The organism is Micromonospora sp. NPDC048830, assembly GCF_043198215.1.
Lineage (GTDB): Bacteria > Actinomycetota > Actinomycetes > Mycobacteriales > Micromonosporaceae > Micromonospora.
Genome location: NZ_JBICUP010000001.1, coordinates 288,749 through 314,060 on the forward strand (window position 1 = coordinate 288,749; position 25,312 = coordinate 314,060).

Consider the following 25,312-nt stretch of genomic DNA (forward strand, 5'->3'; position numbering starts at 1 on the left):
GCCGAGCAGACCACCGCCCGGCCCGCCAGCGTCCGTACGTGCGTCAAGGTCCGCTTGACGTGGCGGGCCGGGCGGCGGCCCGCTCCCCGGAGGGCGGGTCGGCGGCAGACGGGATGGCACAACCGTTGACTCGGCGTGCGACTGTGTTTGCAGGCGCCTGGGATCGGAATGGAGAGCCGCTTGGATAGCCCCGATATGTCCACGATTGTGGAGTCGTATCGATACCGTCTGTTCGTAAGAGGGATGCGCCTCGCTCTGCTCTTCCCGGTAACGCTCGTGCTGATGGTGCTTGCTCGACTCGGCGTTGCGCCGAACGTCCTTGTGCCGCTCGTGATAATGCTCTTTGTTGCCATGGCGCTGGGCATCGTTACGACGTGGATTGGTGCAGTTCTCCTGATTCGGGAGACTTCGCGCTATTCGGGCGTGACAAGCGGGAGGGTTGATGTTCAGAAGTCCTGGGATCTTATCCAGCGAGCGATTACGGATATGTGCAACTTTCGCAGATGGTGAGCGCATCTGACAGTTGAGGCTGGGTGACCAACTGGGTGACGATCGACGCGGACAGGGGTGGACGCCCGTGGGCACTTCCGGACCGCTAATCCAGGTCAGTGCCGCCAACCCCGCAGCTCGTCAACGTGTGACGGTTCCTTCACACGGAAGAGGTCATTCGACGAACCTGCCATCCGGCATCATGAGCTCGTCGCGGACCAGCGGAACGAACGACGACCAGCCCCCGTCATCCACGGCCACCCTCATGCGGATACGCCCATCGCCGTCATCGAGGGCGTAGCTGACCACGCTGTACCGCTTGCCGTCCTCGCCGACGATCTGGCGTACGTCCTTGCCGTCGAGCATCGCGCGCCACTCGCCATAGCTGACGCTTTGCCATTCAGCCAGACGTGCATCGGCGAGCCGCACTGCTGTCTCCTTGTTCAGCCCCACCTACTCAGCCTCTCACCCGGACAACGCCCGCCCTCGATCACGTGCCCGATGCGTGCCCGATACAGGCATAAACACGAGCCAACGCCGGCATCGCGGCGGTCACAACCCGAACCCTCCGTCTTCCTGTACCGGGCGATGCGGCTACCCAACGTGCAGATCAACCCGATTCCCAAGCTGACAGTGCGGGTTCGATTCCCGTCACCCGCTCCACGATCGAGGCCCTGGCCAGGACGACAGTCCCAGGCAGGGCCTTCGATATTTGAAGGTCAAAGATCATGCGGCGTGCCATTGGCGTGCCATTAGCACCTGTCATCCCCGGCCTCGTCCGGGTTCGCTGAGCGCTTCTTGCCCTTCTTGCCGCCCGCCTTCTTGCCGGTCGTGTCCTTGGCCTTGCCCGAGCCGTCGGCCGACTTCTTGGCCTTCTTCCGGTCGACCCGCATCGCCTCGTGCAGCGCCTGGGCGATGGCTCGATCCGCCTCACTCGTGGCGTGCTGGTAGACCAACGCCGCCTGGGATGAGTCGTGCCCCATCCGCGCCATCAGGTCGCGGGTGCTCGCCCCGGTTCGCGCGGCGAGAGTGTTACCGGTGTGCCGCAGATCGTGGAAGTGCAGATGCGGTTGCCCGATCCTCCCGACGGCCGCCTTCCAGTCGATCAGCTTGTTGAGGTTGCCGCGCCAGATCGGCCGCCCGCTCTCGGTCGCGAACACAAGCGCCTCCGGGTTGTCGTCGACCTCGGCCGCCAGGTGCTCGCGGACGACGTCGACCACGGCCGGCGGCAGGCTGATCGTGCGTCGGCTGGCGCGGGACTTCGGTGGCCCGAGGACCAGGCCGACGCCACGCTGTTCGCTGTATGCCTGCCTGAAGGTGCCTCCCGCGGATCACCTCGCCGGGCACCACAAGGGCTACCAGGCTCCCCGGACGGGGCCAAGGTCGTTCGTCCGGTAGGGGGCTCCACCTTGTCCCCGTCCGGGGAGCCTGGAAGGTCTACGACTGCCCGACGAGGAGATCCGCTCTCTTGAGCAGTCCGTGTATCTCAGCAGCGGCTACCCGGAAGCGAGTCTCCCGGCCCAGCGGCTGCACCCCGACCCCGCTTCTTGCGATCTCCGGCCGATGGCAGCGGCACCATGCGTTCCTCGTGCACCTGGATCTCTGCACGGAAGCGATGAGCGGCTGGATGCCAGATCTCCTCGAACGGACCCATGACGTTGCCGCCAATGCCCCGGCGACGGACCCGGACTGCCAGCCACGCGAGGAATCCCAAGGTGGCCGCCAAGGAGCCGACAACCAACAGGATCGCCAGAAGCTCATCCACCAACCCAAACTAGCCCGCGTAGGTCGCCGTGCCATGTACGTGCCAGTAGTCGGTACCCCAGACGGTCATCCGGCGCCCGGCCCGTGCAGTCCGCATCCAGTCCGCAAGAGGCCGACCGACAGCGGGGGAGTGATGGGAGATGCCGAGAGGCATTTCCGCTGCTAGACCGCCATGTGCCGAGGTCGGCGGGACGCGTAGTTTGATCTCGTAATGCGGAGGTCGCTGATGCAGCGTATGCCCAACGTATGCCGTGACGATCGCGGGAGAGGTTGGCCGTCGTCGAGGGCGGGGCGATCGCTGCCGCGCCGCTACGCGGCTTGCCACCGGGTAACGGGGCTCTGACCGACGTGCCATTAGCGTGCCATTGGCGTAGGCCAGCCAAGGGCAGACCAGGCCACTGAGGACCGAGCCGACCAGGCCGTGGGGCCTGCTGGCAGCCGCACATTGGCAATTCCCAAGCTGACAGTGCGGGTTCGATTCCCGTCACCCGCTCCACGAGGCCCTGGCCAGGACGCGAGTCCCAGCCAGGGCCTTCGATGTTCCAAGGTTTAAGGATCATGCAGCGTGCCATCGGGCCTCCCTGGCCGGGCAGCCCGCCGCGCCGTGTCAGACGTCGAGATCTTGTCGGCGGCTGTGGGGTGGCGGCTGCGTCGATCGTTTCGGCAAGGCCGTCAGAGTGGGTCGAGGCGGCGCTTGAGCAGGCAAAACTCGTTGCCTTCCGGATCGGCGAGGACGTGCCAGGACGCCTCGGCAGGCTGACCGATGTCGACGAGTTCGGCCCCGGCGGCCAGGAGGCGCTCGAGCTCGGCGTCCTGATCGCGGTCGGTGGGGTTGACGTCGATGTGCAGCCGGGCACGCCCGTTCTTCGGCTCGTCGTCGCGGATGAGGAAGATCGTCGGCTGCGGGCCGCCGAACCCTTCGCGCGGACCTATCTCGATGCAGCCCTCCGCTTCGCGATCGAGCTCTATGAAGTCCAGGACCTCGCACCAGAACCGCGCCAGCAACTCGGGGTCGTGACACTTGAGCACGAGCTCACTGATACGGCATGCCATTGACGAGGCCTACTCTCCGCGTGGGATCTGCCTGGGCGGCCGCACGAGGATCTCATGGGCTCCCTGCAGTGGGAACAAACTCGCAACCTAACGAGCGAGGCGAGCGGGGGTCGAACCAATTTCAGGCTCTCGCCTGGCCGAGGCACCGGGCGAGGACCGTAGGGCGCGCAGTAGGGCAGTTGGCCTGCCTTGATCCACCCTAACCGCGAACGCCATGCCGTCGAGTGCGGCGCCAACTGCCTCAAACCTCGCCGCGACCCCGCCGCCAGGGGCCGTGTCCGACGCCCCAACTCGATTCCGTCACCCGCTTCGGGTTTGCCGTCGAGCCGTACGATGCGGCACATGCCGGACTGGGTGCGGCCGTACGGTTACCGAGGCGACCAGGGCGATCTCCACACCTTGCGCTACGTCGTCGCGGTCGGCGCGTCCGCCGCCGGTCTCCTTCCGCTCTGCGGCCTTCCCGGAAGCGGCGTATTTGGGGGCGTGGCCATCGGCCTCTTCGTGTCGATCTGGCAGGTGGTGCTGTGGCGGGTGACGCTGGTGGGCGTCTACGTCAGCGACCACGGCATCAAGATCCGCACGGTTTTCCGTACGCGGATCATTCCCTGGTCGCAGGTGACCCGCGTCTGGGCCGGCCAGGCCGCCCACTACGACGCCTGGCAGATCTGGCTGTCAGCCCGGGATCCGGAGCGCGACCTCGAAACGCCCATCTGGCGTCGGGGTTCCCGGGCACGCCACGGCAACCGGATCTTCCTGCCACCCGACGAGTTCGCCGCGGTCCTGGACGCCCTCAACGCGCACCGCTGATCGCCGTCCGGACCAGCGCGCCGGAACTCGGATGCCGATCCGGCGGGAACGGATACGGGGATGGCCGCAGCAGCGTGCGGCCATCCCCGGCAGAGTCGACGGTTCAGCAGGTGGTGTTGCGGGCCGGGACCCAACCGTCCAGTGCGGGGTCTTCGGCGCCGTGGCCGTAGATCCAGACGTCGTCGTCGATGCCCCATACCTGGCCGTGCCAGCGGAACCCGCGACCCGCCGTCAGCGTGCGCAGGATGAAGGAGCTCTGGGGCGCGGCGCGGAGCCAGGTGTTCTCCGTGAGGTTGCAGACGAAGCCGGGGGCGTCGCTTGCCGAGGCCGGCGGGGCTGCCACCGCCGCGCCGCCGAGGATGACGATCCCGGCCGTCAGGGCGTGCAGAAGTCGACGTTTCACTTGCGTCCTTTCGGTATGGCACGTGACGGTTCTCCATTGTGGTCGATCTTGCGCACGGGGCGGTATGGGGAACCCTTACCAGGCGACCCCCGTCGGGACCTGCTCCAGCCGGGACGGACAACCGGCGTCGCACCAGCGAGGCATGACGCGCCGGGCGGTACGGGAGCGGTCCCCGCCGGTACAGTGCGCTCGTGTTCGCGATCACTCTCGACGACGGGATCGAGCTGCGCCCGCTGGAGCCGTGGCAGGCCGAGGAGTTCCTCGCCCACATGGACCGGGCCCGTGACGCGGTGGACCCGTGGATCCCGTGGGCGAGCCGGAACACGGATCTGGAGTCGGCCCGCGCCACCCTGCAACGGTTCGCGGACCTTACGGCCCGCGACGCCGGCCGGCTGTACGGCATCTGGCTCGACGGCACGCTCGTCGGCGGGGTCATGTTCGTCTCCTTCGACGCCGCCGCCGGCAAGTGCGAGCTGGGCTGCTGGCTGGAGCCGGCCGGCCAGGGCCGCGGGCTGGTCACCCGGGCGGCCGGGCACCTCGTCGACTGGGCGGTGCGCGTGCGGGGCATCCACCGAATCGCATGGCTCTGCCGCCCGGAGAACACCGCCAGCAGCAACGTCGCCCGGCGGCTCGGCATGCGGCGGGACGGGGTGCTGCGGGACGAGTTCCTCTACCAGGGCGTCCGGTACGACACCGAGGTCTGGTCACTGCTCGCGCCGGAGTGGCTCGCCCGCACCCCCGGCGACCGCTGACCCGGCCCACTGGGCGTACCGGCGGTCTTCGCGCCGGCCCTCGGCGCGCGCCCGGCCCTGGTCACGGTGACCTCGACGGTCGGCCCGCCCGAGACCCGGCACACGGACGTGAGCCTCTGGTACGTGCTCGCCGGCGACCCCGAACAGCGGATCACCCCCGACCGGGCGGAGTTCCACGGCGTGCGGTGGTGGACGCCGCGCGAGGTGGCCGACGCCGCCCCCGGGACCGTGGAGCCGCACCTGGGGCGGATGCTGGCCAAGCTCGCCACGCTGTGAGGGGGACACCGCGGGCCGTACCCTGGCGATCATGCGGATTGGCATCGTGATCCTGCCCGACCAGCGCTGGTCGGAGTCGCAACGGCGGTGGCGGCGGGCGGAGGAGTGGGGCTTCGACCACGCCTGGACGTACGACCATCTGGGCTGGCGGGACCTGGTCGACGGGCCGTGGTTCGACTCGGTGACGACGCTGACCGCCGCCGCCACGGTGACCTCCCGCATCCGGCTGGGCACCCTCGTCGCCTCGCCCAACTTCCGGCACCCGGCGGCGTTCGCCCGCCAGGTCACCGCTCTCGACGACGTCTCGGGCGGCCGGTTCCTGCTCGGCCTCGGCGCGGGCGGCATCGGCTTCGACTCCGCCGTGCTCGGGGGCGAGACGCTGCCGCCGCGTCAGCGGGTCGACCGGTTCGCCGAGTTCACCGAGCTGCTCGACCTGATCCTGCGCGAGGACGGCACCACCTGGCGCGGCGACTGGTTCGCCGCCGTGGGCGCCCGCAGCAACCCGGGCTGCGTGCAGACCCCGCGGGTGCCGTTCGTGGTGGCCGCCAACGGCCCCCGGTCGATGCGGCTGGCGGCCCGGTACGGACAGGGCTGGGTGACCACCGGTGCGGGTGGCGACGACGTGGAGAGCTGGTGGGGGACGGTGCGTGAGCTGTCGGGCCGGATGGACCGGACGCTGGCCGAGGCCGGACGCGACCCCGCGACGCTGGACCGTTACCTCTCCCTCGACTCCGCCCCCGCGTTCTCGCTGAGCAGCGCGGACTTCTTCGCCGAGCAGGTCCGGCGGGCCGCCGACCTCGGCTTCACCGACGTGGTGACGCACTGGCCGCGCGCCAGCAGCTGGTACGCCGGGGACGAGGCGACCCTGGTGGACGTCGCCACCCGCCTCCTGCCGGAGCTGCGCGGCCTCGCCACCGCGTGAGCCCGGGGCCGGCGGGTGAGAAGGGAGTCCTTCCCCTACGTGCCGAGGACGCCCCTACGTGCCGAGGACGCCCCTACGTGCCGAGGACGCCGCCGTCGCCGGCCGAGACGAGGCGGAAGCGGACGCAGACGATCCGGCTGTCGTCCGTGACCGGGGTGCCCACCCGGGCCCAGTAGGCGGCGTGGCCGGCCCGCCACTCCTCGATCGACCGGTCGCCCTCCCCCTCCGACCGGGCGAAGTCCCAGGGGACGTCGGCGAAGCGGACCACCTCGACGCCGGTCACCTCGACGACGCCGACCAGCGTGTCGTGGTCGTCCACGAGGGCCAGTCGTTCGCCGACGCGCTCCAGTTCCTCGCCCTCGTCGGCGTACTCGTCGAGCAGGCCGGCCGTCGCCGTCTTGACGCCGTTGCGCACCAGGGTGTTGAGCCTCGCCCGCATCTTCCCGGGGGTGCCGAGGTCGAGGGTGCGCAGTCCGCCGATCCGAGGCCACATCCTGCCGAGGCTACGCGCCGGCCGCCGCCCGGGCCGGGATCGGACCCCACCGCGGGCGCCGGTGGCGTTACGGTGACGGCGAGGCCGAGGCGCTGAGCCGGGCGAGCGACCCGTTCCTGCTGGTCGGTGGCGCCGCCGACAGCCTCTGGGACGGCGCGGCGGCCCGCCGGCTCACGCCGCACGTGCTGGAGATCGACGAGGCCGACCACGGGCTGCTGGTGCCCGGCCCGCTGGCCCGCTCGGCCGAGGCGCTGGGCCGGGTCTGCACCGCGGTGGAGGAATTCGTCAGATGAGCCGCCCGGCGTGGTCGGCCGCCGCCAGCACCCGCTCGTCCCCGATGGCCGCGTGCGCGTCGAGGACCGCGTCGGCCAGCTTCACCACGTGCTCGTCGCCGTGCCGGGCCGCCCGGTCGAACACCTCGGCCGGGGTACCGGGGGCCGCCGTGGCGGGTGGCACGCCGTCCGGCGGGGCGTAGACGGCGGTCACCGCCGTCGCGGACCAGGCGGCGGTGAGGCGCGGCGCCCGGAGCGCGGGGTCGAGATCCGGCAGCACGCGCAGCACCGCCGTCGGTGCGGTCACCGCGTGTACCAGCATGACGGCGTTGCCGTGGGCGTACCGCAGATAGCCCAGGGCCGCCTGGTGCGTCAGCTCGACGAGGCAACCTCGCTTGAGGTCAATGCCCCGCGCGGAGGTCTCGCCCTCAGCCGAGCCGGGCGGCGCCGACCAGGCCGCGTACCCGCAGCTCGGCAGCGAGGTCGGGCGGACAGTCGACCACCACGGCGGACGCGCCGAGGACCTGGGCGCCCCGGGCGGCGCAGATCGCGTACAGGGCGCGGAGCTGGGCACCGGTGGCCACCCAGTCGTCGACCACCAGCACCCGGTCCCCGGGGCCGAGGTGTCGGTCCCGCACTCCCAGGTCGACCCGGCGCCCCCGGAAGTCCGGCGGGCTCTGCGCCCACGTCGTCGGCCCGGCAGGCGTCCGCCCGTCCCCCGCCTTGTACGCGGGCACGAACCCGACCCCCAGCGCGGCCGCGGCGAGCGGGCCGAGCAGCAGCCCGGTGACGGCCGGGGCGAGCACCACGGTCGGCCGGGCGTCCCGGAACGGCTCCGCGAGGGCCGGTCCGAGCCGCGCCAGCACGTCCGCGTCGCGCCACCAGCCCGAGACGTCGCTGATTAGGTGGTCGCTCTGCGCGCCGGGATCGATCCAGCGGAACAGCTCGACCAGACGTTCGCTCAGCTCGGCGGGCATGCCGACCATCGTGCGGCATCGCCGCGAGGGGGGCGGGGACGGCGCCGAAGTCCGCGCTCAGCCACCAGGGCGCGGCCGGGGCCGTGCGGCCCACCTCGCCTCGGATGATCGGGTACACGTATATGGGCAATTGCGAACATACCAGCATGATCACGTTGACTTCGGAAGTGCTTCTCTCGTTACGGTTCGGGCCGGTTTTTGCTCAGTCGACGAAAGGACCGGACCGGTGGCTGGCAGGCACTCCCGCACCCGCTTCTCCCTCTCGCCGGCCGCGATCGCGGCCACCGCCGCCGTCGGCGTCGCGCTCGTCGTCGGCGGGACCGTCGGTGCCGTGCACCTGACCTCCGGCGAGGCGTCGCCGACAGCCGTCGCGGAGACCCCGGCGGACATCCTCGCCGCCACCCCGTCGGCCTCGTCGAGCCCCAGCCTCTCGCCCAGCCCCAGCCTCTCGCCGAGCGCCACGGCCAGCCCGACGGCCACCCGGAGCCAGGCCGCGTCCCGGAGCAAGCCGCGGACCGCCGCGCCGAAGCCAACCGCCACGACCAGGAAGGCCGCGCCGACCAGCAGGGTCGTCGACAGCGGCACCTGCGGCGCGTCCTTTTACGACGAGGGGCAGATGACGGCCAACGGGGAGACCTTCGACCCGAGCGCCCTCACCGCCGCGCACAAGACGCTGCCGTTCAACACGAAGGTCCGGGTGACCAACCCGGCGAACGGCAAGTCCGTCACCGTGCGGATCAACGACCGCGGCCCGTTCGTCGCGGGCCGGTGCCTCGACCTGTCCCGCGCCGCCTTCGCGGCCATCGCGTCGGTCGACCTCGGCGAGTTGACCGTCCGGTACGAGGTGCTGGGCTGACGGGTACGCAACCGGCGATGGCCGAGGTGACCGGAGTCGATCAGCCCCGCTTCCGGGGCCGCCCGGGTAGAACATCATCGGATGACGGGCCAGGATCATTCACCCGTTCATCCGGATCAGGCATGCTGTCCTTCGTACGCACGCATGCCTTCCAGTCGGGCCGCGGCCCGCTGAGCCCAGGATCCCGCGCCGGCCTCGGCGCGGCCCTTGTCCTGCTCGCGATCGTCTCCGCGGTGGAGCTGGCGGACGGCCGTCCGGCGCACTACATCGCGCTGATGGTCGCCGCGCCCTTCCTCGCCGCGGCCCTCGCCTCCTGGCGGGTGGTGCTCGGGGTGGGCGCCGTGGCGACCGCCATCGGCTCCGCCTTCGCGCTCACCGAGCCGAGGACGTCCCTGGTCACCGCGGTCAACGTGGCCGGCATCGCGCTGGCCACCGGAATCGCGGCGGCGGTGGCGGCCGTACGCCAGCGGCAGGCCGAGCGGATCGCCGAGCTGTCCAAGCTGGCGGCGGTGGCCCAGCAGGCGGTGCTGCGCCCGCTGGGTCCGCAGGTGGGCACCCTCATGGTGGCCGGGCGCTACATCTCCTCCAGCACCACCGCGGAGATCGGCGGCGACCTGTACGAGGCCATGGACACCCCGTACGGCGTGCGAATGATCATCGGCGACGTACGCGGCAAGGGGCTGGACGCCGTCCGGCTGGCCAGCATCGTGCTCGGCTCGTACCGGCACGTCGCGTACGAGCGGGCCGACCTGCGGGCCGTGGTCGCGGACCTGGACCGGGCGGTGGCCCGCAACGTCGGCGACGAGGACTTCGTCACGGCGGCCCTGGTCGAGGAGCGGGGCGGGACGCTGACCATCGTCAACTGCGGCCACCCGCCGCCCCTGCTGCTGCGCCGGGGCGCGGTGATCCCGCTGGAGCCGCCGGCCCCGGCCCCGCCGCTGGGCTTCATGCCGGTGGTCCGGCCCCGCGTGGAGCGCCTGGAGCCGGGCGACCGGTTGCTGCTGTTCACCGACGGCCTCGGCGAGGCCCGGCGGGACGGCGAGTTCTTCCCGACGGCGGACCGGGCGTGGCGGCTGCTCGGCCACGGCACCGTCGGCGACGGCCTGGCGTCGCTGGAGACGGCCCTGGTCGAGTGGGTGCACGGCCGGCTCGACGACGACATCGCCCTGGTCCTGATGGAGTACGCGGGCCCGGTCAGCGACGCGACCGCACCCGTGCCGAGCTGGGAGCTCGGCGCCGCCGAGGGCTAGCCGACGCCGGCGGAGCCCTCGCGCGCCCGCCGCCCGGGCGTGCCGCCGGCCGGGCCCCGTCGTGCTTCGGTCGCCGGCCGCCGACGGGCGAAATCGGAATGTGTAATCGCCGTCACTTCCGCGAGCGGCTTGTCGCTTCCTACCGGTGAGTAATACAGTCTTGGTTACTGATCGGTAACACGTGTCCGGAAGCGGGGCCTGCGAGCATGACCCACTACAAGAGCAACCTTCGGGACCTCGAGTTCAACCTGTTCGAGGTCTTCGGGGCGGACCGGACGTTCGGCCAGGAGCCGTACCCGGATCTGGACGTCGACACCGCCCGCAGCTTCCTCTCCGAGGTCGACCGCCTGGCCCGCGAGGACCTGGCCGCCAGCTACGCGGACAGCGACCGCAACCCGCCGGTCTTCGACCCGGCCACGCACACCGCGCCGCTGCCGGAGTCCTTCCGGAAGTCGTACCAGGCGTTCATGGACTCCGAGTTCTGGCGGCTGGACCTCCCCGAGGCGCTGGGCGGCACCAGCGCCCCGCGCACCCTCTGGTGGTCGGTCGCCGAGCTGGTGCTCGGCGCGAACGCGCCGATCTGGATGTACGCCTCCGGCCCGTCCTTCGCCCACGTGCTGTACGCCGAGGGCACCGAACGGCAGAAGAAGTGGGCCAAGCTCCTCGTCGACAAGCAGTGGGGCTCCACGATGGTGCTCACCGAGCCCGACGCCGGCTCGGACGTCGGGGCGGGCCGCACCCGCGCCATCCCCCAGCCGGACGGCACGTGGCACATCGAGGGCGTGAAGCGCTTCATCACCTCGGGCGAGCACGACCTGTCCGACAACATCGTCCACTACGTGCTGGCCCGCCCGGTCGGCGTCGAGGGCGTGGGCGGCCCGGGCACCAAGGGCCTGTCGCTGTTCGTCGTGCCGAAGTACCACTTCGACGAGGAGACGGGCGAGCTGGGCGAGCGCAACGGCGTCTTCGCCACCAACGTCGAGCACAAGATGGGCCTGAAGGCCTCCAACACCTGCGAATTGACCTTCGGCGAGCACGGCGTGCCCGCGAAGGGCTGGCTGCTGGGCGAGAAGCACGACGGCATCCGGCAGATGTTCATGATCATCGAGTACGCCCGCATGATGGTCGGCACGAAGGCGATCGCCACCCTGTCGACCGGCTACCTGAACGCGCTCGAGTACGCCAGGAACCGGGTGCAGGGCGCCGACCTGATCCAGATGGCCGACAAGACGGCTCCCCGGGTCACCATCACCCACCACCCCGACGTGCGGCGTTCGCTGATGCTCCAGAAGTCGTACGCCGAGGGGCTGCGGGCGCTGGTCTGCTACACCGCCTCCTGGCAGGACAGGGTCGCCATCGCCGAGGCAACGGGCGACGAGCAGGCCACCAAGGTGGCCAAGCGGGTCAACGACCTGCTGCTGCCGCTGGTCAAGGGCGTCGGCTCGGAGCGGGCGTACGAACTGCTCGGCCACGAGGCGTTGCAGACCTTCGGCGGCTCCGGATTCCTCCAGGACTACCCGCTGGAGCAGTACGTCCGGGACTCGAAGATCGACACTTTGTACGAGGGCACCACGGCGATCCAGAGTCTCGACCTGGTCTTCCGGAAGATCGTCCGGGACAACGGCAAGGCCCTGCTGACGGTCGCCGGCGAGATCCAGGAGTTCATCACCTCCGAGGGCGGCAACGGCCAGCTCAAGGAGGAGCGGCAGGCGCTCGGCAAGGCGCTCGCCGAGGTGCAGACCATCCTCGGGGTGCTGACCGGCTGGCTGGGCGAGGCGCAGGGCGGCGACGCCCGCGCGCTCTACAAGGTCGGCCTCAGCAGCCGCCGGTTCCTGCTCGCTGTCGGTGACCTCGTCGTCGGCTGGCTGCTCCAGCGGCAGGCCGACGTCGCGCTGCGCGCCCTGGCCGGCGAGGTCTCGGCCGCCGACAAGGCGTTCTACACCGGTAAGGTCGCCGCCGCGAGGTTCTTCGCCCGCGAGGTGCTGCCCCGCATCGGCGCCGACCGGCGGATCATCACCAACGCCGACCTGGACCTCATGGACCTCCCGGAGGAGGCGTTCTGAGCCGCTGACGGCACCTCAGCGACACCGACGGCCGGCGAGCGGACAGCTCGCCGGCCGTCGCCGCGCGACCTTCCGTCGCGTCGCCCGCGTGCCGGTCCGCGTGGCCCGTCCCCTATGGCGGACGCCGTCCCGGGTAGTTGCCGGCCCGGGCGGGTAACCGTGGCCCGGACGTCAGTGAACGCCCAGAGCCACCGCACGGGGGAGTGCAGCGCACATGGGCATTGGTAGCGGAATCTTCCTCATCGCCATCGGCGCGATTCTGACCTTCGCCATCCGGGCCAACGTCTGGTGGGTGGACCTGCGCGCCGTCGGCTGGGTGTTCATCCTGGCCGGACTGGCCGTACTGCTCACCACGCTCTGGTTCTGGCAGGACCGGCGCAAGCGGGCGCGGACCCTGATCGTCGAGGAGAACCGGCTCTCACACCCGACGGCGATGATGCCGCCGCCGCCCGACCCGCCGCCGCCGACGGCGCCGCCGTCGTGAGCGACCCCGTGACGCAGGGGCCCCGGTCGCACCGGGGCCCCTGCCGGCTCTGCGGAGTCGACGGTGAGCCGGGCGGCCGGTGCGTCGACGAGGGCCCTTCCTCGCGCCTCAGCCGCGGGCGGTGTGCCGGGCGGTGATGTCGGCGCGGACCAGTTCCGCCCAGCGCTGCCGCGTGCGGTGCACGACCACGTCCGTGGTACGCAGGCCCTCGTCGTCGGCGCGTACCGGGTCGAGCAGGGCGGAGAGCAGCGAGACGCCCGGGTTGTGGGCGACCAGCAACACCGTCTCCGCGTGCATCGGCAGCGACCGCAGCAGCGTCAGCAGGTCCCCCGGGCGGGCCTCGTACACGGCCGCCTCGTAGCGCACCACGGGTGCCGATCCGGCGGGCCCCGCCTCGTCCGGCGAGCCGGTCATGCCCATCGCCACCCCGTGCCACGTCTCCCGCGTACGCCGGGCGGTCGAGCAGAGCACCACGTCCGGCAGGAGGGCGTGCCGGGCCAGCCAGGCGCCGGCGGCTGCCGCGTCCGCCTTGCCGCGGGTGGTCAGGCCCCGGTTTGCGTCCGGGCCGTCCCCCGGCGGCTTCGCCTTGGCGTGCCGCACCAGCACCAGCGTCCGTTCCGTGCCCCCTGGGTCCGTCATGGCACCAGCTTGCCCGATTGGCGATCACCACGCCTGGGTATGAGGTTGCGTGCCGCAACCTTCATCCATGGCCGCGGCGGGTAGAAGCGCCAGCTGATAGCCAAGGAGGCGACAAGATGGGCATCGGTGCCAGCATCTTCCTCATCGCGGTGGGTGCGATCTTCGCGTTCGCCGTGCAGGGCGACCTGGGGTGGCTGGACGTCAGCGTCGTCGGCTGGGTGCTGATGCTCGCCGGCGTCGTCGGCCTGCTCACCACCCTCTACTTCTGGAACAACCGGCGGCGCACCGTGGTCGCCACGCCGGTGCGGGAGGACCATGTGGTCGCCGACCGGGTCGTGCCGGTGCAGGACGACCGCGTCGTCGAGGAGTACCGCGAGGTGCGGCGCCCGCGCCGTACGGTTTGACTCCCCGAGCCGGACTGCGGGGGCCCGCGAGGGGGCGGGCCCCCGCAGTCACGTCCTGATCGACGGGCTCGGGCCGGAAGGGCCGCGCACAGTCAGGCGAAGAGGGCGAAGTAGATCGCGATGTGGTGGCAGATCGCCGCGACCAGGGTGCAGGCGTGGAAGAACTCGTGGTGACCGAAGACCGTCGGCCACGGGTTGGGCCGGCGCAGCGCGTAGAAGACCGCACCCACGCTGTAGACGGCGCCGCCGACCGCGAGCAGCACCAGCGCGGTGACCCCGCCCTCCCGCAGGATCTGCGGCAGCATCGTGACCGAGACCCAGCCGAGCGCCAGGTACAGCGGGGCGGAGACCCAGCGTGGGGCGTGCGGCCACACCAGTTTGAGCGCCACGCCGGCCAGCGCGCCGCCCCAGACCAGGCCGAGCATCAGCGTCGCGTGCCCGACGTCGAGCAGCAGGACGCAGAACGGGGTGTACGTGCCGGCGATGAACACGAAGATCATCGAATGGTCCATCCGGCGCATGACCTGGAAGCCGCGCTCCGTCCACACCCGACGGTGGTAGAGCGCGCTGGTGCCGAAGAGCCCGCAGACCGTGAGGCTGTAGACCAGGCAGCTCACGAAGGGGGCCCAGCCGGGGCGGGCGGCGGCGATCGAGCAGAGCACGGCGCCGCAGGCGACCGCGACGAAGAACGCGTAGGTGTGCAGCCAGCCGCGCATCCGGGGCTTACCGATGTCGACCGGCCTGAGTCGAGGCGGTGCGGGGATCGTCACGTACTCAGGTTACGACACCGTAGGTTACTGGCAGGTATGGCCATCCCCGTGCCTGGCCAGAGGGCCGATCGGGGATCATGGCGGGATGCGGATGCGGCCCGTCGGCAGGAACGCCCTGCTGCTCGACTGCGACGACCCCGACCAGGTGGAGGCGTGGCGCGCCGAGCTGTGGCACCGCCGGGCGGCCGGCGAACTGGACGCCGCCGACATCGTCCCGGCGGCCCGCACCGTGCTGCTCGACGGGGTACCCGACCCGGAGCGGGCCGCCGCGCTCGTCGCCGGCTGGACCCCGCGCCCGGCGGACCCCGCCGCGCCCGCCGCCCAGGTCGAGGTCCCCGTCACGTACGACGGGGAGGACCTGCCGGTCGTCGCCGGCCACTGGGGCGTGGACGTGCCCGAGGTGGTCGCCCGCCTCGCCGGCACGCCGTTCCGGGCCGCCTTCTGCGGCTTCGCGCCCGGGTTCGCGTACCTGACCGGACTGCCGCCGGAACTGGCGGTGCCCCGGCTGGCCACCCCCCGACCCCGGGTGCCGGCCGGCTCGGTCGCCCTGGCCGGCGAGTACGCCGGCATCTACCCCGGCGCCTCGCCGGGCGGCTGGCTGCTGGTCGGCCGTACCACGCTGACCCTGTTCGACGTACGCGCCGACCCGCCGGCCCGACTCACCCCCGGCACCCGGGTCCGCCTGGTGACCGCGTGACCCCCACCAGCCGGCTGGAGGTGCTCCGGGCCGGGGCGCTCACCACCGTCCAGGACCAGGGCCGACCCGGTTGGGCGCATCTCGGCGTACCCCGGTCGGGGGCGCTCGACCCGGCGGCCCTGCGGCTGGCCAACCGCCTCGTCGGCAACCCCGAGACCGCCGCCGGCCTGGAGACCACCCTGACCGGGTGCGAGCTGCGACTCACCCGGGCCGGCACGGTCGCGGTCACCGGCGCGGAGGCCGACGTCCGGATCGGCGACCGGCCCGGCGACGTCGGCCGCCCCCTTTCCGTGCCGGCTGGCGCGGTGCTGCGGATCGGCCCCGCCAGGCGCGGGCTGCGCAACTGGCTCGCGGTCGCCGGCGGGATCGCCGTCGAGCCGGTGCTCGGCAGCCGGTCCACCGACACCCTCTCCGGCCTCGGCCCGCCCCCGCTGTCCGACGGCGACAGCCTGCCCCTCGGCGCCCCCTCCGCCGACCCCGCGCCCGTGGACCTCGCCCTCGGGTCGCCCGTGCCGACGGAACTCCGGCTCACGCTGCGCCCCGGCCCCCGGCAGGACTGGTTCACCCCGGCCGCGCTCGACCTGCTGCGCACCACCCCGTACACCGTGAGCCCGGTGAGCAACCGGGTCGGCGCGCGACTGACCGGCGTGCCGCTGCACCGCGCGGTGGCCGGGGAACTGCCCAGCGAAGGGCTCGTGCTGGGCGCGGTGCAGGTGCCGGCGGACGGACAGCCCCTGATCTTCCTCGCCGACCACCCGACCACCGGCGGCTACCCCGTCGTCGGGGTGGTGGACGACGTGACCCCGCTCGCCCAGGCGCGGCCAGGCACTACGGTGAGGTTCCATGGACCTGAACGCTGACCTCGGCGAGGGATTCGGCATCTGGCGGCTCGGCGACGACGAGGCGCTGCTGGACGTCGTGACCTCGGCGAACGTCGCCTGCGGCTTCCACGGCGGCGACCCGTCCACCATGCGCCGGGTCTGCGCCGCCGCCGCGGAGCGGGGCGTGGCGATCGGCGCGCAGGTCGGCTACCGCGACCTCGCCGGCTTCGGCCGCCGCCACATCGAGTACGGCTTCACCGAGCTGCGCGACGAGGTGACGTACCAGATCGGCGCGCTCGACGCCTTCTGCCGCGCGTTCGGCACCCGGGTCCGCTACCTCAAACCACACGGGGCGCTCTACCACGCGGCGGCCGTGGACCAGGCCCAGGCCGCCGCGCTGGTCGCCGCGGTCAACGACTACGACCGCGAGCTGCCGGTGCTCTGCGCGCCCGGCTCGGTGCTCGCCCAGCTCGCCGTCGGCGCGGGCGTACGGGTCGTCGCCGAGGGCTTCGCCGACCGGGGCTACCTGCCCAACGGATCGCTGGTGCCGCGCACCGCCCTGGGGGCGCTGGTCACCGACCCCGACCAGGTGGCCGAGCGGGCCGTCCGCATGGCCACCGAGCGGACGGTGGTGGCGGTGGACGGCACGGTCATCCCCTGCCAGGTCGACTCGATCTGCCTGCACGGGGACACCCCCGGCGCCGTGGCGTCCGCCACCATGGTGCGCGCCGCGCTGCTCGACGCGGGGGTGCAGCTGACCCCGTTCGCCTGATCCGGCGTGGTCCGCCGGACGGTGGCGGTCAGGCGTCCAGGCCGCGCAGGACCAGCGGGAGCCGCGCGGCGGCCCCCTCGACCACCCGGACCGGTACGCCCCAGTCCTGCCGGGTCAGGTGGCAGGCCGCGTGCTCGACGTCCGCGTCGCACGTCGCCGCCTGCGCCGTCACCTGGAGCACCCCGCCCGGCACGGCGTCGTTGACCACCAGCCGGCGGGACAGCTCCGTCCCGGTGCCCGCCCCCTCCAGCAGCAGCTCGGGCGGGGACGCGGAGACCACCAGCCGAGTGGACGGCCCGAACGTGTCGTCCAGCTTCTGCCCCGGGGCCGGCGTGAAGACGACGTCCAGCGTCACCTCGCCGGCCGCCACGTCGGTGGGCTCCCGCTCCGTACGGTGCCGCGGGCCCTCGACAGTGCTCGCGCCGGCGGCGGTCAGCGCGCCCGGGGCCAGCCTGGTCAGCCGGTGCGCCGCCGACTCCACCACCAGCACCCCGCCGTCGGCGGTGAGCACCAGGTCGCTCGGCTCGGCCAGCCCGTCGGCGACCGTGCCGACCAGGTTCGTCTCCGGGTCGTAGCGGCGGACGGCGCCGTTGTACGTGTCGGCGATCAGCACCGAGCCGTCCGGCAGCGCGCAGACGCCCAGCGGGTGCTGCAACAGCGCCCGGTCGGCCGGGCCGTCGACGTGGCCGAAGTCGAACAGCCCCTGCCCGACGGCCGTGCCCAGCACGCCGTTCTGGACGTACCGGACAGCGCTGGTCTCGCTGTCGGCGATCCAGAGCCGGCTGCCGTCCGCCGAGACGGACAGGCCGGACGGCTGGGCCATCCACACCTCGGCCAGCGGGCCGTCGCGCAGCGCCTCGACCGTGGTGCCGGCGTACATGCCGGCGGTGCGCTTGATCGGGTCGAACCACCAGAGCTGGTGGATGCCGGCCATGGCGACGACGATCCGGTCGTCGTACCAGGCCAGGTCCCAGGGGGAGGAGAGGTCGACGGAGAGCGCGTCGTGGGCGTGGTCGTCGACGGTGGACCGCCACTGCCGCCCGGTGCCGGCCACGGTGAGCACCTCGCCGGTCTCCAGCCGTACGCCCCGCAGCAGGTGGTTGACGGTGTCCGCGACCACCAGGTCGTACCCGGCCACCTCCGCGACGTGCTCCGGGAGCAGGCACACCCCCTGCGGCTCGGAGAAGCCGGCCGCGCCGGCCGGGCCGTCGGCGCGCCCCCGGCTGCCCGAGCCGATCCGGCGCAGCACCGTCTCGCCGTCGGGGGCCAGCTCGACCAGCGAGTGCCGGGCCGAGTCGGACACCAGCAGATTGCCGTCGCGGAGCACGACGGCCTTGCCGGGAAAGCGCAGGGTGGTCTCCGGCCCGGGGGGCGGCACGTACGGGCCGTCGCCCCGGTGCAGGGTGCCCTTCGCCTCGTGGGTGGCGACCAGCTCGTCGATCAGCCGGGCCAGCCCCTCGGCGTGCCCCTCGCCCGCCATGGTGGCCACGACGTAGCCCTCGGGGTCGATCACGGCCAGCGTCGGCCAGGCCCGGGCCGCGTACTGCTGCCACATGTCCAGCTCGGGATCGTCGAGTACGGGGTGGTGCACGCCGTACCGCTCCACGGCGGCGGCGAGGGCGTCCGGGTCCTTCTCGTGCTCGAACTTCGGCGAGTGGACGCCGATCACGACCAGCACGTCGGCGTACTTCTCCTCGAGCGGACGCAGCTCGTCGAGCACGTGCAGGCAGTTGATGCAGCAGAAGGTCCAAAAATCAATCAGGACGCAGTGACCTCGAAGGTCCCGTAATGTCAGGTTTCGTCCCCCTGTGTTCAGCCAGGCTCGGCCCCGCAGCTCGGGGGCGCGTACGCGTGCGCTCATGACCCCATCGTGCCCCACCATCGACCCGACGGGGCGGTGGGAGAGCGTACGCGACACCGCCTCGCCGAAGGCCGGCGTGGCGGACGCCGTCTGATACCGGCCGTCTTGCAGGCGGTAGACCTCTTGGCGGGCAGGCGTGCGAACTGGTGACTCGCGCGCCTCGGCGGCGCACTGTGCCCGCCGACGTTCCTTCGCCCTGCCGGACAGCTAGTGCGAGTGGTGCCTGCCTCTCGCTTTAGCCTCGCGCGATGGGCAGACGATTCGACCCGAGCCGGATAACGATCAAGCTCAGCCCGGCATTTCTGGTCTGTGGGAAATGTGGAGAGTCGATCGTTGCCCGGCTCGAGGATGATCCGAGCTACCCAGACGGCAGGCCGGTGTTTCAGGAAAACGTTGTAATGGTCCTGTCGAGCGTTCCAGGAGAACGGCGTATGTACCCAGCCCACGACGGCTGCATCGGCTTGCAGCGGCAGTGCGGCTCCGCGGACGAAGAGTCGGCCTAGACCTCGCCAGGCTCGCCAGCGGCCCGGGGCGGCCGTACCGCGCGGCCCCGGCTAGCCCTCGGGTTCCTCGGCGAGGTCGGGCCTGTGGTCCCGAATCCATTGCTCGACGTCGTCGGCGTCCCAGACGTTCCCCTGCTTGAGTTCGGCGACAGGCTCCGGGAACGCGCGGTGCGACGTGATCGCATAGACCCGCTGGCGACTGATTCCGCCCAGGCGCACGCGGATTTCGTGCGCGCCCATGAGCCGGTACCGCTTCGCCATACGTCGACCGTAGGCACCCGTCAGGAGGGCAGGAAGCAAGATGCTTCGCACTCTTGACGCGCGACTACGGCACCGGGCAACCTGGCAGAATGCGCGTACGGAGAGCAGCCAGCCCGGTACCGTCCGACCTCGTCCATCGCCGCCGCTGGCGGTGGTCCCGCCTCTGCGTCTGTGGTCTGCCCTGGCGGTCATGTCCCGATCGCTACCGGACGGCGCCACCGGCCGAGCCTGAGCCGCGCCCAGCCTGGGCGGACGTGCCGACGGAGGTCTACCCGCAGCCCGGCCGCGCGCCGTGGCTCACGCCTGCGCAGGCGCACCGGGCGAACGGCGGGAAGCACTGGTGACCCTGCATCGGCCGCAGCGTCCCGCGTGGGTCTGCGAAGCGTGTAAACGGCCGTACCCGTGCCCGGACGCGCAGACCGCCCTCGCGGCGGGCGACCCCTGGGCGGCGACGACCTACCTCGCGAGCCTGTTCGTTACCGCTGTGAACGACCTCCCGGCGGTGCCCGTGCTCGACCTCTACGCACGGTTCATGCTCGCCGTGCCGCTACCTCGACGACGGGCGAAGCGGCGCTAGAACTCGTCGGCGGCGCAGGCAGCTCCGGAGCCCGTACTCGTGCGCTCATGCCCTCAGTCTGCCCGACGGGCGCGGCCCGACCCGCCCGCCCCCGCGGCCGGTTCGATCACACCACCCGTACGACGAAGGCGGGGCCACGGACACCGTGGCCCCGCCTTCCCCGCATCGCGTTACTTGCCCGCCGGCTTGAGGCAGAGCACCCGGTCCGCCCCGCTGCCCGGCAGGACGACGTACGGCTGCGCCGGGTCGGCGCACTTGTCCTTGTTGTCGGCCCGCGAGACCACCGTGAAGGAGCCGGCCTCGCCGCAGGTCGCCGCCGCCGCGGTGCCGCCCGACTGCTTGACGCACGAGCCCACGGCCGGGTTGAAACCCGCCGGCTTCTCGTCGCCGCCGACCTTGCCGAGCAGGAACAGCAGGCCCAGCGGCACGGCCAGGATCAGCACGGCGGCCAGCAGCACGACGGCCAGCACCCGGCCGTTGCGGACCTTCGGCGTCGGCGCCTCGGCCTTCGGCTCGGCGGCGTCCGGCTTGAACGAGTCGAACCGGTTCTGCTCCGGCTCCGCGCCCCACGGCTGGGCAGCCTGGTGCGGGGCGGCCTGGTGTGGGCCAGCCTGGTGTGGCCCGCCGGGCGGGAAGGCGGGCGGGAATCCGCCGTGGTCCGGCTCCCCGAACGGGTTCGGACCCGGCGCGGGCGCCGCGCCGTGGCCGGCGGCCGACGCGCCAGGGCCAGCGTACTGCTCACCCGGGCGTTCGGGGCCGCCGTGCGGGCGGGTTCCGTTCATCGGCCGGTTGCTGGGGACCGGGTCCGCGAACGACGGCACGCCGGGCGGGAACGCGGACGGGGCCACCCCCGGCCCGTCGCCGAAGCCGTGCTGCTGGGGTGGCTCGCCGAAGCCGTGCTGCTGGGGTGGCTCGCCGAAGCCGTGCTGCTGGGGTGGCTCGCCGAAGCCGTGGTGTTGGGCCGGCCCGTCCCCGAAGCCGTGCTGCTGCGGCTCGTCGAACCGCAGCGGTCCCCGGTCGTCGTAGCGGCCCTGCGCGCCCGGGTCGTCGTACCGGGCCGGGGGCGGGTTGTGGTCGGTGTGGAACGCGGGCTCCTCCGCATGCGCCGGCTCGTCGACCGGCTCCGGACGGGCGGGGCGGCCGTAGACCCGGGGCTGGGGCGTGGGCGTGCCACCAGGGTGGGCCGGGTGGTCGGTCGGGGGCACCACCCGGCTGGCCATCGGCACGGAGGCGCTCGCCGAGACGCCCCCGCCGGCCGGTGCCTCGCCGCCCGACCCGGGTACGGCGACCCGGGCGGACGCGCCGGATTCCGTCGAGGCCCGCGGAGCGGGCACGAGCGGGCCGGCCGGTGACTGGGGGTCCTCCGCCCGGCCCCACCCGGCGTCGACGCCGGCCGACTCCGTTCCCGGCTGCTCGGCGCGCGCCAGCGGCTCGCCCCCCGGGGCGAACTGGGCCGGCGGCGCGTAGTCGGCCGGCATGGCGGCGGCCAGGCTGGCGCCCGGCACGCGCTGCTCCTGTATCGGCAGCGGGACGGCGTTGGCCGGCGAGACCCCGGGCGCCGGAGCCGGCTGGTACAGCGGCCGGTTCTCCGGTTGACTGGGCTCCCACCCCCCGCCGGCCTGCTGCGCTGCGGGTTCGGCTTCGGCGCGGCCCCATGCCTCGCCCGGCGCCCACGGCTCGACGTCCGGTACGGCGGGCCGCTCGGCCGACCACGGCTGCAGGTCCTCCGCCGGGGCGCCCCAGGCGGGTGGCCCGTCCACGCCGACACTGGCGCTGGCGCGGGCCGGCGGGACGGAGGTGGGCTCAGCCGACGCCCAGCCGGGCGCCTCCGGGCGAGCGTCCTGCTGCTGCGCAGGTGTTTCCGCTGGCCAGCCGCCGGAGTGGGCGGGGTCGTCCTGTTGGGTTGCGTTCCAGCCGCCGGAGCGGGCGGGGTCGTCGGGGTTGTGCCACGCCTCCTGCGGCGGGCTGGCGGGGCCGGGGACGGGGACGCGGGCGGCGCCGCGGGCGGCGGGCTCGGCCTGGCCCCAGGCGGGAGGGGCCTGCTCGGCCGCCCCGGGCTGCTGCTCCGCCGGCGGGCCCGCCGTCCAGCCACCCGAGCGCGCCGGGTCGTCCTGGGCGGCAGCCGGGGAGCCGGCGACCAAGCCGCCCGAGCGGGTCGGGTCGTCCTGCTGCTGGGCAGGTGTTTCCGCTGGCCAGCCGCCGGAGTGGGCGGGGTCGTCCTGCTGGGTTGCGTTCCAGCCGCCGGAGCGGGCTGGGTCGTCGGGGTTGTGCCAGGCCTCCTGCGGAGGGTTGGCCGGGCCGGGGACGCGGGCGGCGCCGCGGACGGCGGGCTCGGCCTGGCCCCAGGCGGGCGGGGCCGGTTCGGCCGCTCCGCCCCAGGCGGGCGCCGGCTGGTCGGGCTGCGCCCCCCAGTCGGGCTGGGCGTTGCCGTTCGGCGCGGGCTGGCCGGGGGTCCAGGCGGGGGTGCTCTGCTCGCCCTGGCCGGGGGTCCAGGCGGGGGTGCTCTGCTCGCCCTGGCCGGGGGTCCAGGCGGGGGCGCCCTGCTCGCCCTGGCCGTACGCCGCCTGGTCGGACTGGGTCCAGGCGGGCTGCGTGGCGGCGGGCTGCTGCTGCCCCCAGGCCGCGGGCTCGCCCGGCTGTGGCTGTGGCACCTGGGCGGCTCCCCGGGCGGCGGCCGACGGCTGGTCGCCCGGCGGCATGGCGCCCCACGGGTTGCCCTGCGGCGCGGGCCACGCGGCGGTCGGGGGCTGGTCGTTCTGCGGGACTGGGACGGCGCCCCAGGCCGCGGTCGGCGGCTGGTCGTGCTGTGCCGCCCAGGCGGGCGCGGGCGGGTTCGGCCGGGCGGCGGGCGGTGGGGGTGCCCAGCCCAGGTCCGGGTTGGCGACGCCGTACGGCGCCGGTGCGCCGGCGCCCGGCGACACCTCGTCCGGCTGCTGGCCGGGGTGGTGCGGGCCCTCGGACGTCATCGGTGCGCCTCCTCCATGACATGTTGGCCGCCGATGCCGACCCGGTGCGTCGGCGAAGCCGGCGCCGCCGGGGGTACCGGCCGTGCGGGCTCCCCGCACCGTATCCGGTGGCCGTCCATGGCGTCCGGGGAGCACCGGCCGTCACTCCGCGTAGTCGGACGGTGTCGAGCAGCTTTTGTCGAGCGCGACGGGTCCGGGTGGGCGGCCGACGACCGAGCCCCAACCGTACCGGGCGGTGTCGCGAGGCGGAATCCCGGTGTCAATCGGTCCGAAACGCCGATGGCCCGCCCGGGGTCCACCGGGCGGGCCATCGAACTGGAGGAGGTGAGGAGAGTCGGTGTGAGTCAGCTCATGTGACGCTGGGCGATGGCGAGAAGCTCCTCGCGAACCGCGGGCGAGGTGGCGGAGCGCAGCGCGTGCTCGATGGCACGGGCGCGGCGGTTGGCGTCGCGGCGGTTGCGGATTCGCTCGATCATGCTCATCTGGGTCTCAGCTCCTGGCTATTCGGTTGTCGGCCCCTGATGTCTCTATTCAAGCGCATCCCGATCCGAACTTCCATCGATTATTAGGTGAGCTCCGCCACCTGCCTAAGGATCGTAGGCTCACAGGGCCTGATGGCCGACGTTCTTTCCCCAATGGACACGGCCGGTGTGCCGGGCGTTCACCCGTGGCACACCGGCCGTGGTTGGTGCTCCTCGACCGTCAGGTCCAGGCCAGCAGCGCCGCCTCCGGGTCGGTCAGGAAGTCCCCGACGTCGCGTAGGAACTTCGAGCCCAGCTCACCGTCGATGATCCGGTGATCGAAGGACAGGCCCAGCGTGGTGACCTGGCGGGGGCGGACCTTCCCCTTGTGCACCCAGGGCTGCTCGCGGACCGCGCCGAAGGCCAGGATCGCCGACTCGCCCGGAGGCAGGATCGGCGTGCCGGTGTCCACCCCGAACACCCCGACGTTGGTGATCGTCAGGGTGCCGGCGGACATGTCGGCCGGCGAGGTGCGGCCGGCCTTCGCCGTCTGCACCAGGTCGGTCAGCGCGTCCGCCAGCTCCCGGAGCGAGAGCCGGCCGGCGTCTTTGATGTTCGGCACGATCAGGCCGCGTTCGGTGGCCGCCGCGATGCCCAGGTTGACGTACTCCTTGACGACGATCTCGTCGCCGGCCCAGGTCGAGTTGACCATCGGGTGACGCTTGACCGCCAGCAGCACCGCCTTGGCGACCAGTAGCAGCGGCGAGATCCGGACGTCGCGCCACTCGCGCCGGCCGCGGAGCCGGTCCAGGGCCTTCATCGCCCGGGTCACGTCGACGGTCAGGAACTCCGTCACGTGCGGGGCGGTGAACGCCGAGCGGGACATGTTCTCGGCCGTGAGCTTGCGTACCCCCTTGACGGGGATGCGCCGCTCGCGGTCCGCGCCGAAGCTCGCCGCGGCGGTGGCCGGGGCCGCGGCCGTCAGCGGCTCGGCCGCCGTCGCGGGGGCGTCCGCCGCCCGCTGGACGTCCTCCCGGGTGATCGAGCCCTGCGGGCCCGACCCGGTCAGCGCGGCCAGGTCGACGCCGAGGTCCTTGGCGAGCTTGCGCACCGGTGGCTTGGCCAGCACCAGCCCGCCGCCACCGTCGACCGACGGCGCGGCCGGCGCGGGAACGACCGGGGCCGGCACGGGCGCGGCCTGGACCGGGGCCGCACCGGCCTGGACCGGGGCCGCGGTGGCCTGCGCCGGGACGCCGCCCTTGCGGGGCCGCCGCTTCGCCGCGGTGGTACGCGGGCCGTAGCCGACGAGCACGGCCGTCCGCCCGCCCGGGGCGACGCCGCCGATCAGGCCCGGCTCGACCATGCCCTCGGTCGGGGCCACCTCGACCGCGGCCAGCGACGCCGCCGACGGGGTGGGCAGGTCGGAAGCCGGGGCAGCGGTGGTCGACGCCTCGACCGGCCCGGCGCCCGGGTCGGTGTCGATCGCGATGATCGGGGTGCCGACCTCGACCGTGCTCCCCTCCGGGTGGAAGATCGCGTGCACCTGGCCGGCCCACTTCGCCGGGATCTCGACGGCCGCCTTGGCCGTCTCCACCTCGACGATGGGCTGGTTCAGCTCGATGACGTCGCCGACCTTGACCAGCCAGGCGAGGATCTCGCCCTCGGTCAGGCCCTCGCCCAGGTCGGGAAGGTTGAACTCCTTGATCCGCGACATGCCGC

The 25,312-nt window shown here is 73.0% G+C and carries 28 protein-coding genes and 1 pseudogene; 14 read left to right on the forward strand and 15 right to left on the reverse strand.

All coding sequences use genetic code 11. The features are described from left to right. Window positions 1-180 precede the first annotated feature (180 nt). Window positions 181-510, forward strand: coding sequence for a hypothetical protein (locus ACGFIZ_RS01405; protein WP_393414395.1), 330 nt, complete (start codon window positions 181-183; stop codon window positions 508-510). A 153-nt stretch (window positions 511-663) separates the two neighbouring features. Here ACGFIZ_RS01405 and ACGFIZ_RS01410 read toward each other — a convergent pair. The 4 genes and pseudogenes from ACGFIZ_RS01410 to ACGFIZ_RS01425 all read right to left on the reverse strand — a co-directional run bounded on the left by ACGFIZ_RS01410 (window position 664) and on the right by ACGFIZ_RS01425 (window position 3,282). Then, window positions 664-992, reverse strand: a pseudogene (locus ACGFIZ_RS01410) (hypothetical protein). Window positions 993-1,241: 249 nt separating this feature from the next. After that, entirely contained in the window at window positions 1,242-1,769 is a 528-nt protein-coding gene (locus tag ACGFIZ_RS01415) for a tyrosine-type recombinase/integrase (protein WP_393414862.1), read from the reverse strand. 206 nt (window positions 1,770-1,975) lie between these two features. Beyond that, a complete protein-coding gene (locus ACGFIZ_RS01420; RefSeq protein ID WP_393414398.1) occupies window positions 1,976-2,254 on the reverse strand; it encodes a hypothetical protein in 279 nt (92 codons plus the stop codon). A 671-nt stretch (window positions 2,255-2,925) separates the two neighbouring features. Beyond that, window positions 2,926-3,282: a VOC family protein gene (locus tag ACGFIZ_RS01425; protein WP_393414401.1), complete on the reverse strand. Its 357-nt coding sequence runs from the start codon at window positions 3,280-3,282 to the stop codon at window positions 2,926-2,928. Between the two features lie 366 nt (window positions 3,283-3,648). Here ACGFIZ_RS01425 and ACGFIZ_RS01430 point away from each other — a divergent pair, with 366 nt between their 5' ends. Continuing rightward, a complete protein-coding gene (locus ACGFIZ_RS01430; protein WP_393414404.1) occupies window positions 3,649-4,113 on the forward strand; it encodes a PH domain-containing protein in 465 nt (154 codons plus the stop codon). A gap of 103 nt (window positions 4,114-4,216) precedes the next feature. Here ACGFIZ_RS01430 and ACGFIZ_RS01435 read toward each other — a convergent pair whose 3' ends face one another. Next, window positions 4,217-4,516: a hypothetical protein gene (locus ACGFIZ_RS01435; RefSeq protein ID WP_393414407.1), complete on the reverse strand. Its 300-nt coding sequence runs from the start codon at window positions 4,514-4,516 to the stop codon at window positions 4,217-4,219. A 191-nt stretch (window positions 4,517-4,707) separates the two neighbouring features. On the opposite strand from ACGFIZ_RS01435, the gene ACGFIZ_RS01440 reads away from it, so the two are divergent. From ACGFIZ_RS01440 to ACGFIZ_RS01450, 3 genes are all read left to right on the forward strand, one after another. After that, window positions 4,708-5,268, forward strand: coding sequence for a GNAT family N-acetyltransferase (locus tag ACGFIZ_RS01440; protein WP_393414409.1), 561 nt, complete (start codon window positions 4,708-4,710; stop codon window positions 5,266-5,268). A gap of 66 nt (window positions 5,269-5,334) precedes the next feature. Then, window positions 5,335-5,544, forward strand: a complete 210-nt coding sequence (locus ACGFIZ_RS01445; RefSeq protein WP_393414412.1) for a hypothetical protein — start codon at window positions 5,335-5,337, stop codon at window positions 5,542-5,544. A gap of 31 nt (window positions 5,545-5,575) precedes the next feature. After that, a complete protein-coding gene (locus ACGFIZ_RS01450; protein ID WP_393414415.1) occupies window positions 5,576-6,466 on the forward strand; it encodes an LLM class flavin-dependent oxidoreductase in 891 nt (296 codons plus the stop codon). Between the two features lie 73 nt (window positions 6,467-6,539). Here the strand turns inward: ACGFIZ_RS01450 and ACGFIZ_RS01455 are convergent, their stop codons facing one another. The 3 genes from ACGFIZ_RS01455 to ACGFIZ_RS01465 form a co-directional block, all read right to left on the reverse strand. After that, the gene (locus ACGFIZ_RS01455) at window positions 6,540-6,959 is read right to left on the reverse strand and encodes an ASCH domain-containing protein (protein WP_393414418.1); all 420 of its coding nucleotides are present in this window, start codon (window positions 6,957-6,959) and stop codon (window positions 6,540-6,542) included. Window positions 6,960-7,244: 285 nt separating this feature from the next. After that, window positions 7,245-7,538, reverse strand: a complete 294-nt coding sequence (locus ACGFIZ_RS01460; RefSeq protein WP_393414421.1) for a hypothetical protein — start codon at window positions 7,536-7,538, stop codon at window positions 7,245-7,247. A 121-nt stretch (window positions 7,539-7,659) separates the two neighbouring features. Continuing rightward, entirely contained in the window at window positions 7,660-8,208 is a 549-nt protein-coding gene (locus ACGFIZ_RS01465) for a phosphoribosyltransferase family protein (RefSeq protein ID WP_393414424.1), read from the reverse strand. Between the two features lie 226 nt (window positions 8,209-8,434). Here ACGFIZ_RS01465 and ACGFIZ_RS01470 point away from each other — a divergent pair, with 226 nt between their 5' ends. The 4 genes from ACGFIZ_RS01470 to ACGFIZ_RS01485 all read left to right on the forward strand — a co-directional run bounded on the left by ACGFIZ_RS01470 (window position 8,435) and on the right by ACGFIZ_RS01485 (window position 12,861). Further along, on the forward strand, window positions 8,435-9,064 hold the full coding sequence (locus tag ACGFIZ_RS01470) for a septal ring lytic transglycosylase RlpA family protein (RefSeq protein WP_393414427.1): 630 nt from the start codon (window positions 8,435-8,437) through the stop codon (window positions 9,062-9,064). Window positions 9,065-9,186: 122 nt separating this feature from the next. After that, window positions 9,187-10,314 (forward strand): PP2C family protein-serine/threonine phosphatase, encoded by a 1,128-nt coding sequence (locus ACGFIZ_RS01475; RefSeq protein ID WP_347666346.1) that lies wholly within the window; start codon window positions 9,187-9,189, stop codon window positions 10,312-10,314. A gap of 206 nt (window positions 10,315-10,520) precedes the next feature. Then, the gene (locus tag ACGFIZ_RS01480) at window positions 10,521-12,377 is read left to right on the forward strand and encodes an acyl-CoA dehydrogenase (protein WP_393414430.1); all 1,857 of its coding nucleotides are present in this window, start codon (window positions 10,521-10,523) and stop codon (window positions 12,375-12,377) included. Between the two features lie 214 nt (window positions 12,378-12,591). After that, entirely contained in the window at window positions 12,592-12,861 is a 270-nt protein-coding gene (locus tag ACGFIZ_RS01485; protein WP_043961115.1) for a DUF6458 family protein, read from the forward strand. 108 nt (window positions 12,862-12,969) lie between these two features. Here ACGFIZ_RS01485 and ACGFIZ_RS01490 read toward each other — a convergent pair whose 3' ends face one another. Beyond that, the gene (locus ACGFIZ_RS01490; protein ID WP_393414433.1) at window positions 12,970-13,500 is read right to left on the reverse strand and encodes a SixA phosphatase family protein; all 531 of its coding nucleotides are present in this window, start codon (window positions 13,498-13,500) and stop codon (window positions 12,970-12,972) included. Window positions 13,501-13,616: 116 nt separating this feature from the next. Here ACGFIZ_RS01490 and ACGFIZ_RS01495 point away from each other — a divergent pair, with 116 nt between their 5' ends. Further along, window positions 13,617-13,904, forward strand: coding sequence for a DUF6458 family protein (locus tag ACGFIZ_RS01495; RefSeq protein ID WP_393414436.1), 288 nt, complete (start codon window positions 13,617-13,619; stop codon window positions 13,902-13,904). A 92-nt stretch (window positions 13,905-13,996) separates the two neighbouring features. On the opposite strand, the gene ACGFIZ_RS01500 is transcribed toward ACGFIZ_RS01495, so the two are convergent. Further along, window positions 13,997-14,674, reverse strand: coding sequence for a hemolysin III family protein (locus ACGFIZ_RS01500; RefSeq protein ID WP_393414439.1), 678 nt, complete (start codon window positions 14,672-14,674; stop codon window positions 13,997-13,999). Between the two features lie 85 nt (window positions 14,675-14,759). On the opposite strand from ACGFIZ_RS01500, the gene ACGFIZ_RS01505 reads away from it, so the two are divergent. Genes ACGFIZ_RS01505 through ACGFIZ_RS01515 form a run of 3 tightly spaced genes read left to right on the forward strand, consistent with a single transcriptional unit; the run spans window position 14,760 to window position 16,964 of the window. After that, a complete protein-coding gene (locus ACGFIZ_RS01505; RefSeq protein ID WP_393414441.1) occupies window positions 14,760-15,371 on the forward strand; it encodes an allophanate hydrolase subunit 1 in 612 nt (203 codons plus the stop codon). Continuing rightward, window positions 15,368-16,231: a biotin-dependent carboxyltransferase family protein gene (locus ACGFIZ_RS01510; protein ID WP_393414443.1), complete on the forward strand. Its 864-nt coding sequence runs from the start codon at window positions 15,368-15,370 to the stop codon at window positions 16,229-16,231. Before ACGFIZ_RS01505 ends, ACGFIZ_RS01510 begins: the two co-directional genes overlap by 4 nt. Continuing rightward, complete coding sequence (locus ACGFIZ_RS01515) at window positions 16,215-16,964, forward strand: LamB/YcsF family protein (protein WP_393414445.1); 750 nt, start codon at window positions 16,215-16,217, stop codon at window positions 16,962-16,964. The genes ACGFIZ_RS01510 and ACGFIZ_RS01515 overlap by 17 nt, the downstream gene beginning before the upstream one ends. 28 nt (window positions 16,965-16,992) lie before the next feature. Here the strand turns inward: ACGFIZ_RS01515 and ACGFIZ_RS01520 are convergent, their stop codons facing one another. Beyond that, a complete protein-coding gene (locus ACGFIZ_RS01520; RefSeq protein ID WP_393414448.1) occupies window positions 16,993-18,825 on the reverse strand; it encodes an NHL domain-containing thioredoxin family protein in 1,833 nt (610 codons plus the stop codon). Between the two features lie 554 nt (window positions 18,826-19,379). Beyond that, entirely contained in the window at window positions 19,380-19,589 is a 210-nt protein-coding gene (locus ACGFIZ_RS01525) for a helix-turn-helix transcriptional regulator (protein WP_393414451.1), read from the reverse strand. A gap of 340 nt (window positions 19,590-19,929) precedes the next feature. Between ACGFIZ_RS01525 and ACGFIZ_RS01530 the strand changes: the two genes are divergently transcribed. After that, window positions 19,930-20,166, forward strand: a complete 237-nt coding sequence (locus ACGFIZ_RS01530; RefSeq protein WP_393414454.1) for a hypothetical protein — start codon at window positions 19,930-19,932, stop codon at window positions 20,164-20,166. A gap of 170 nt (window positions 20,167-20,336) precedes the next feature. Here the strand turns inward: ACGFIZ_RS01530 and ACGFIZ_RS01535 are convergent, their stop codons facing one another. The 3 genes from ACGFIZ_RS01535 to ACGFIZ_RS01545 form a co-directional block, all read right to left on the reverse strand. Further along, entirely contained in the window at window positions 20,337-23,132 is a 2,796-nt protein-coding gene (locus ACGFIZ_RS01535) for a hypothetical protein (RefSeq protein ID WP_393414457.1), read from the reverse strand. Between the two features lie 344 nt (window positions 23,133-23,476). After that, window positions 23,477-23,614 (reverse strand): hypothetical protein, encoded by a 138-nt coding sequence (locus tag ACGFIZ_RS01540; protein ID WP_347666328.1) that lies wholly within the window; start codon window positions 23,612-23,614, stop codon window positions 23,477-23,479. A 220-nt stretch (window positions 23,615-23,834) separates the two neighbouring features. Then, complete coding sequence (locus ACGFIZ_RS01545) at window positions 23,835-25,307, reverse strand: dihydrolipoamide acetyltransferase family protein (RefSeq protein ID WP_393414865.1); 1,473 nt, start codon at window positions 25,305-25,307, stop codon at window positions 23,835-23,837. Window positions 25,308-25,312: the final 5 nt, after the last annotated feature.

What these genes read in the sequence shown, in the direction of transcription:
- ACGFIZ_RS01430 (WP_393414404.1), top strand. Translation starts at nt 3,649, where the DNA reads ATGCCGGACTGGGTGCGGCCGTACGGTTACCGAGGCGACCAGGGCGAT.
- ACGFIZ_RS01450 (WP_393414415.1), top strand. Translation starts at nt 5,576, where the DNA reads ATGCGGATTGGCATCGTGATCCTGCCCGACCAGCGCTGGTCGGAGTCG.
- ACGFIZ_RS01455 (WP_393414418.1), bottom strand. Translation starts at nt 6,959, where the DNA reads ATGTGGCCTCGGATCGGCGGACTGCGCACCCTCGACCTCGGCACCCCC.
- ACGFIZ_RS01465 (WP_393414424.1), bottom strand. Translation starts at nt 8,208, where the DNA reads ATGCCCGCCGAGCTGAGCGAACGTCTGGTCGAGCTGTTCCGCTGGATC.
- ACGFIZ_RS01475 (WP_347666346.1), top strand. Translation starts at nt 9,187, where the DNA reads ATGCTGTCCTTCGTACGCACGCATGCCTTCCAGTCGGGCCGCGGCCCG.
- ACGFIZ_RS01480 (WP_393414430.1), top strand. Translation starts at nt 10,521, where the DNA reads ATGACCCACTACAAGAGCAACCTTCGGGACCTCGAGTTCAACCTGTTC.
- ACGFIZ_RS01485 (WP_043961115.1), top strand. Translation starts at nt 12,592, where the DNA reads ATGGGCATTGGTAGCGGAATCTTCCTCATCGCCATCGGCGCGATTCTG.
- ACGFIZ_RS01490 (WP_393414433.1), bottom strand. Translation starts at nt 13,500, where the DNA reads ATGACGGACCCAGGGGGCACGGAACGGACGCTGGTGCTGGTGCGGCAC.
- ACGFIZ_RS01495 (WP_393414436.1), top strand. Translation starts at nt 13,617, where the DNA reads ATGGGCATCGGTGCCAGCATCTTCCTCATCGCGGTGGGTGCGATCTTC.
- ACGFIZ_RS01505 (WP_393414441.1), top strand. Translation starts at nt 14,760, where the DNA reads ATGCGGATGCGGCCCGTCGGCAGGAACGCCCTGCTGCTCGACTGCGAC.
- ACGFIZ_RS01515 (WP_393414445.1), top strand. Translation starts at nt 16,215, where the DNA reads ATGGACCTGAACGCTGACCTCGGCGAGGGATTCGGCATCTGGCGGCTC.
- ACGFIZ_RS01520 (WP_393414448.1), bottom strand. Translation starts at nt 18,825, where the DNA reads ATGAGCGCACGCGTACGCGCCCCCGAGCTGCGGGGCCGAGCCTGGCTG.
- ACGFIZ_RS01525 (WP_393414451.1), bottom strand. Translation starts at nt 19,589, where the DNA reads ATGGCGAAGCGGTACCGGCTCATGGGCGCGCACGAAATCCGCGTGCGC.
- ACGFIZ_RS01535 (WP_393414457.1), bottom strand. Translation starts at nt 23,132, where the DNA reads ATGACGTCCGAGGGCCCGCACCACCCCGGCCAGCAGCCGGACGAGGTG.
- ACGFIZ_RS01540 (WP_347666328.1), bottom strand. Translation starts at nt 23,614, where the DNA reads ATGAGCATGATCGAGCGAATCCGCAACCGCCGCGACGCCAACCGCCGC.
- ACGFIZ_RS01545 (WP_393414865.1), bottom strand. Translation starts at nt 25,307, where the DNA reads ATGTCGCGGATCAAGGAGTTCAACCTTCCCGACCTGGGCGAGGGCCTG.